General features: G+C 44.9%; 5 protein-coding genes and 1 other annotated feature. All 5 genes read left to right on the forward strand.

The annotated features are described in order from the left end of the window. Window positions 1-50: 50 nt before the first annotated feature. The 5 genes from DWX28_RS18795 (at window position 51) to DWX28_RS18815 (ending at window position 6,985) form a co-directional block, all read left to right on the forward strand. Window positions 51-893 carry a LysR family transcriptional regulator gene (locus DWX28_RS18795; protein ID WP_118254675.1) on the forward strand — a complete coding sequence of 281 codons (843 nt, stop codon included), beginning with the start codon at window positions 51-53 and terminating at the stop codon, window positions 891-893. A gap of 42 nt (window positions 894-935) precedes the next feature. Then, window positions 936-1,874, forward strand: a complete 939-nt coding sequence (locus tag DWX28_RS18800) for a DMT family transporter (RefSeq protein WP_118254677.1) — start codon at window positions 936-938, stop codon at window positions 1,872-1,874. A gap of 141 nt (window positions 1,875-2,015) precedes the next feature. Next, the gene (locus tag DWX28_RS18805; protein ID WP_022214385.1) at window positions 2,016-2,705 is read left to right on the forward strand and encodes a hypothetical protein; all 690 of its coding nucleotides are present in this window, start codon (window positions 2,016-2,018) and stop codon (window positions 2,703-2,705) included. A gap of 131 nt (window positions 2,706-2,836) precedes the next feature. Further along, window positions 2,837-3,085 (forward strand) — a binding site (T-box leader). 63 nt (window positions 3,086-3,148) lie between these two features. Continuing rightward, window positions 3,149-3,649, forward strand: coding sequence for a TRAP transporter small permease (locus tag DWX28_RS18810; RefSeq protein WP_022214387.1), 501 nt, complete (start codon window positions 3,149-3,151; stop codon window positions 3,647-3,649). Beyond that, window positions 3,650-6,985, forward strand: coding sequence for a TRAP transporter large permease subunit (locus DWX28_RS18815; protein WP_022214388.1), 3,336 nt, complete (start codon window positions 3,650-3,652; stop codon window positions 6,983-6,985). Window positions 6,986-7,087 lie beyond the last annotated feature (102 nt).

Genomic DNA, 7,087 nt, shown 5'->3' on the forward strand with positions numbered 1-7,087 from the left:
ATTGAGCAAGAAGCCCCCACTTCAAAATCAAAGATTTAAGTGGTGGGAGCATGTCACAATATTTCGCAGAGCTGGCAAAGATCCAGCATTATGGAAAAGCGGCACAGGCACTGAATATTTCACAGCCGGGACTCAGCCATGCGATTAAGACTCTGGAAGAGGAGTATGGAGTACCGCTTTTTCAGAAAGAGGGACGTAATGTGAGCCTGAGCAGTTATGGAAAAGAGCTGATGAATGAAGTCGAAGAGATTCTGGATGCATATCTGCGCCTGGAGGAAAGGGCGGCAGGACTCCGCACAGAAGAGAAGACTGTACGGATCGGCTCTGTATATCCGCTGGCACCGGGAACGATTCCGCGAATGCTGCGGGAATTTGGAGCAACTTTTCCATTTATCATTTACAACCGATTGACACCGGAGATTGCAGAGGGACTTCAGAAAGGGAAATATGATATTGGATTTTGTTCAGATCTTTTGAAATCGGATGAGCTGGAATATTATCCGATCCGGGGATCTTATATCGCAGTAGCAGTTCCGAAGGGACATCCACTCGAAAAGCGAGATACAGTTTCATTAAAAGAGATTGCGTATTATCCGCAGATCATGTTTTCCAAAACCAGTGGATTCCGTAAACTGCAGGAGCAGCTTTTTGCGGCAGAGGGGATCAGCGTCAAACCGGTGTGTGCAGCAGAAGAGATCGAGGTAGTTGCAGGGCTTGTGGAGAATGGATTTGGAATTGCGGTTCTGCCTTATATGGATATTGTCCGTTTGCATAATATAGCAACGATTCCGGTTGAAACATCGCTCTGGAAATCAAAGTTTTATATGGCAAGAAGAAAGTATGGGATCCGCTCTGAGCAGGAGGATGCCTTTTTCCAGTACTGGAGAAATTAAAGTAAAGTAATAAATAATACATCTAAAGAGGAGAAATAAATCATGACACAAAAACAAAACATCCTGACAAAAACAGGTATCGTTGCGCTTCTGGCGTGCGTATGCTGTGTTTTATGGGGGAGTGCGATCCCTGTTATCAAAACAGGGTATAATCTGATGCAGGTGGATTCTGCAGACACGGCAAGTCAGATCGTTTTTGCCGGAATTCGTTTTACACTGGCGGGTATTCTGGTTCTGATCTTTGCATCTGTTCGAGAAAGGAAGATCATGCTTCCGAACAGAGAAATCCTGAAATATGCTGTACCAGTATGTCTGGCACAGACAGTAGGACAGTATTTTTTCTTTTATATAGGTGTCGCACATACATCCGGCGTTAAAGGTGGAATCATTACCGGACTTGGGAATTTTATTGCAATCCTTTTGGCCTGTCTTGTGTTTCGAAACGAGCGAATGACAGGCAGGAAGATCGCCGGTTGTATTCTCGGCTTCGCAGGAGTTGTAGTCATCAATCTGATGGGAAATTCACTGGATATGGGCTTTAAACTCACTGGCGAAGGTTTTATCCTGATCGCGCAGCTTTCTTATGGAATCTCCACTGTGCTGATCAATATTTTTTCCAGAAAAGTATCTCCGGTAGTTCTGAGTGGAACACAGTTTACAATGGGAGGCATCATATTGACTTTGATTGGTGTGGGCATGGGAGGACATCTTGGAAATGTTACAGCCGGGGGAATACTGCTCATACTGTATCTGGCAATGGTCTCAGCAGTAGCATACACACTCTGGTCTGTGCTGCTTGCATGGAATGACGTTTCAAAAGTCGCGATATTTGGTTTTGTAAATCCACTGTGCAGCGTGATTCTGTCAGCACTGGTCCTGGGCGAAGTCCACCAGGCATTTAATGCAGGAAGTCTGATCGCCCTGCTTCTGGTGTGCGTTGGTATTTATGTAGTAAACCGCAGGGATAGTTCAGCAAACTGACCATGAGAAAAACTCACTCACGAAAAATCGAATTTACAGCACACTTATCTGCAAGTGTATAATAAGAGCCGTTACAAGGAAATCAGAATCATCTGTTGGGAGGCAGGTGGTTCGGTGGTTTGGTTGTAAGGGGAGATTATTATGAAACGTTTTGGTAAAATGGTACTTGCAGGGGTTATACTTTCAATACTTGCTGTAAATTTCTGCAGTGCAAAGGATAAAGAAGTTCAGGAAGATACGACAGAAGATCTGACTCAGGAAGTCTGTTCCGACGGGAAGGAACATGCAGCAGTCAAAGGCACAGTCAAGATGCCGGTATTTATGGTCGATTTTCCGGATAACCGATTCAAAGAAGGGGCACTTACTTCTGATAAACTGAGAACTTTGCTTTTCAGCGGAAATCAGAACAGTATGACTACATATGCAAAGGATATTTCCAATTCACAGCTTCAGCTAAGTGGAGATGTTTTTTATTATACTGCCAAGTATGATATGGAGAAATACGAAAACGATAACAATTCAATCGAGGAACTGGCGGAGGAAGTTCTGTCTGCGTTTGATTCCCAGATTGATTACATGGATTATGACAGCAATGATGACAAATATGTGGACGCTTTTGTTTTGAGCGTAGCAGGAGAGGATTCCTACTGGCAGGGAGCTCATGGCATGTGGACAGAGAATTCTGAATTCAAACTGGATGGAATGAAGTTCGGAAGATATATCGTCAATGACGCACAGCCATATACTGACAATGAAGAAGGTTTTGTGGAGAGAATGAACCACGAGTTCGACCTGTGCATGGGGCTGACCGATTATTACAAAGGAAAGTAATGACCGGTCAGTTTATTTTGTTGTTTATAAAATTTGCGACAAAATTGTTACATTCTGTCGAGAAAGGACTTGACTGTATCAAAAAAGAGTTGTAAAATAACTTTGTCTTAGTAATAGACTAAAGCATAACAGTAAATTCTACGATGGGAATCAGTAGAGACAGAGAATGCGCGTTTCCAGAGAGCCGCAGTTGGTGTGATGCGGTAACGGCACTGTTTTGAATATCATCCCTGAGAAGGAAGACCGAACATTTTTGATTCATCAGTAGGTTTTCACGGAGGCTCCCCGTTACAGGAGACGCGTATGCCGGTACGTTGCAGAATCGTACTTGTTTCAATGGAGAAACAGGGTGGTTGCGGAATAATATATCCGTCCCTGAGGGGCGGTTTTTTTATACCCAAAAATATTTCTGAAACCGGAAAAACAAAAGGGAGGAAGAGAGGATGAAAGTCTACAAAAAACTCATGAATGCACTGGCAGCAGTTGAAAAAATCGTACTTGTGATCTCCACACTGCTGATCCTCGTGCTCACAGTGGGAAATGTATTTTCCCGTAAAGTCATCCACCGTTCATGGTCTTTTACAGAAGAACTTGTTGTTGCGGTATTTGTACTTATCACACTTCTGGCAGCAGCACTGTCATGTCGTGAGGGAGGGCTGGTCAGCCTGACGCTGGTTACGGACCGTCTTCCGAAAAAACTGAAAAAACCTTCAGTAATTCTGATTACAGTGCTTAGCATCATTTTTTCAGTGATTCTCTTTAAATATGGTATGGACAAAGTTCTTACCCAGCTTGCAAATGGTAAGAGAACGTTCGTACTGAACTGGCCGGAATGGATATTCTGGTCCTTTGTACCGATCGGAGCAGGCTGTATGATTCTTCATTTTATTGAATACTGCTTGGATGTCTGTTTTGGAAATAATAACGATAAGGAGGACAAATAAATGATCAGTGCTGTTTTGTTTATTTCATTTTTTGTTTTTCTGATCCTTGGTGTGCCGATCGCGCTTTGCCTGGGACTTTCCTCAGTATGTGCTATCCTGTATTCAGGAACCTCACTTACTATCGTTGCAACAAATATGTATTCAGGAATCAGTAAATTCCTTCTTCTTGCAATTCCGTTCTTTGTATTGTCCGGAAATATTATGGCAAAAGCCGGAATTTCCCGCAGACTGATCGATTTTGTCGACACCTGCGTCGGACACAAAAAAGGTGGTATCGCGATTGTATGCGTTATTGTTTCCTGTTTCTTCGGAGCAATCTCCGGTTCCGGTCCGGCTACAGTAGCAGCCCTTGGAGCTGTTCTGATCCCGGCAATGGTAGAGCAGGGCGGTTTCTCCGCACCGTTTTCCACAGCGTTGATGGCGACGGCAAGTTCGGTGGCGATCGTCATACCGCCAAGTATCGCATTCGTTGTATATGCATCCATCACAGGCGTATCTATCGCAGATATGTTCATGGCAGGTATCGTTCCTGGAATCCTGATGGGTGTTGCACTTGTGATCGTAGTACTTCTTGAAGCAAACAAACATGATATCAAACCATCCCGCCAGAAAGCATCTGCAAAAGAACGCTGGGATACCTTCAAAGATGCATTCTGGGGATTCCTGATGCCGGTTATCATTCTCGGCGGAATCTATGGCGGTATCTTTACACCAACAGAAGCAGCAGCCGTATCTGTTGTGTATGGACTTTTTGTAGGTATGGTGATCTACCGAGAAGTGTCTTTCAGAGACCTGTTTGATATCCTGGTAGATTCTGCAAAGACTACTGGTGGAATCATGCTGATCGTTGCCAGTGCATCACTGTTTTCATTTGTATGTACCAAGTTTGGTATTGCAGATGCTGCATCTGGACTGCTTGGCTCTATCGCACACAATCAGTTTGTATTCCTTTTGATCGTAAATGTTATTTTCCTGATTGCAGGATGTTTTATCGATGCAAACTCAGCAATGTATATCTTTATCCCGATCATGCTTCCGGTATGTAAGGCACTTGGATATGACGTTGTTGCATTCGGTGTTATGGCAACTGTAAACCTTGCAATCGGACAGGTAACACCTCCGGTTGGTGTCAACCTTTTCGTTGCGATCAGTATCAAGATTAAGAAAGGTCTGGAAGTTACCCTGCAGCAGATTTCAAGAGCAGTTATGCCGATGATCGCAGCCAGTGTTGCGGTACTTCTGATTGTTACATATATTCCGGCAACTTCCACAGCACTGCCGAAAGCACTTGCAAAAGATGGCTCTTACACAGGAGACCAGGCTTCTGCTGACACAGGAAGCACATCTTCAAAAGATGCAGGAGATGGCAGTGACTCCTTTAATACAATTGAAGATTACAGCGACCTTGACTGGCCGGAAATGACCTGGAACTTTGCCTGCTCTACAACAGAGACAAGTACCTGGGCAGATGGCGGACGTAAGTTCGGCGAACTGATGGAAAAAGCTACCGGAGGCAAGGTTAAAGTTAATGTTTATGCAACCGACCAGCTGACAAACGGAAATCAGTCTGAAGGAATCCAGGCACTGATGAATGGAGACCCGGTACAGATTTCCATGCATTCCAACCTGATCTATTCTGCATTTGACCCGAGATTCAATGTAGTATCCCTTCCGTTTATCTATGATTCTTATGATGATGCGGATGCTAAATTTGACGGTGCAGCCGGTGAAAAACTGAAAGAACTGCTTTCTGAATATGGACTGCACTGCATGGGTATCGCAGAGAACGGCTTCCGTGAACTGACCAACAGCAAGCATGAAGTCAAGACTCTGGATGATATGAAGAATCTCAAAATCCGTGTTGCAGGATCTAATCTTCTTATGGAATGCTATAAGAGATGGGGCGCAGATGCAACGAACCTGAACTGGACAGAGACCTATACAGCTCTGCAGCAGAACACAGTAGAGGGCCAGGAGAATCCGCTGCCGGCAATCGATGCAGCAAGCGTGCAGGAGGTTCAGCCGTACTGCTCCATGTGGGATGCAATTTATGACTGTCTGTTTTTCTGTATCAACCAGGAGATTTATGACAGCCTGACACCGGAGCAGCAGGCAGTTGTTGATGAGTGTGGACAGAAAGCGGTTGAATATGAGCGTTATATCAACCGTTCAGGTGATGAAGAGATCATGACCCGCTGGCAGTCAAAGAACGGTGTGACCATTACAAATAAAGAAGATATGGATATCGATTCCTTTAAAGAAGCCGTAGATGGCGTAGATGAGTGGTTTGTTAAGGAACTCGAGAAAGAAGGATATGATGACGCACAGGAACTGGTTGATCTCTTTACACAGGAATCTACAGATACGGTGGCTGATCACAGTGACCTTGACTGGCCGGAAGCAACATGGAACTTTGCATGCTCTACTACAGAGACAAGTACCTGGGCAGAAGGTGGACGTAAGTTCGGAGAACTGATGGAAAAAGCAACCGGAGGCAAGATCAAAGTTAATGTTTACGCAGCAGACCAGCTGACAAACGGAAATCAGTCCGAGGGAATTCAGGCACTGATGAACGGAGACCCGGTACAGATCTCCATGCATTCCAACCTGATCTACTCAGCATTTGATCCGAGATTTAATGTAGTATCACTTCCGTTTATTTATGATTCTTATGATGATGCGGATGCGAAGTTCGATGGCGAAGCCGGTGATAAGTTGAAAGAGATCCTTTCCAGTTATGGCCTGCACTGCATGGGTATCGCAGAGAACGGCTTCCGTGAACTGACAAACAGCAAGCACGAAGTAAAAACTGTCGACGATATGAAGAACCTCAAGATCCGTGTAGCAGGCTCCAACCTTCTGATGGAATGCTACAAGAGATGGGGTGCAGATGCGACAAACATGAACTGGTCTGAGACCTACACTGCTCTGCAGCAGAACACAGTAGAAGGTCAGGAAAACCCGCTTCCGGCAATCGACGCGGCAAGCGTGCAGGAGGTTCAGCCGTACTGCTCCATGTGGGATGCGATCTATGACTGTCTGTTCTTCTGTATCAACCAGGATCTGTATGATACTCTGACACCAGAGCAGCAGGCAGTTGTTGATGAGTGTGGACAGAAAGCCGTTGAGTATGAGCGTTACATCAACCGTTCCGGTGATGAGGAGATCAAGACTCGTTGGCAGTCAAAGAATGGCGTAACTATCACAGACAAAGATGATATGGATATCGATTCCTTCAAAGAAGCAGTAGATGGTGTAGATGAGTGGTTCGTAGAACAGCTCAAAGATGCCGGATATGATGATGGACAGGAACTGGTAGACCTCTTTGAAAAATAAAAAGACCGAGAAGAGCCTGGAGAGATCCGGGCTTTTCTTATGTAGTGTGTCCAGCGAAGCTGAACCACACTAGCCGGTGTAAGTCCGGTCACGGTAATCGCC

This window comes from Blautia sp. AF19-10LB (assembly GCF_003461245.1).
GTDB lineage: Bacteria > Bacillota > Clostridia > Lachnospirales > Lachnospiraceae > Blautia_A > Blautia_A intestinihominis.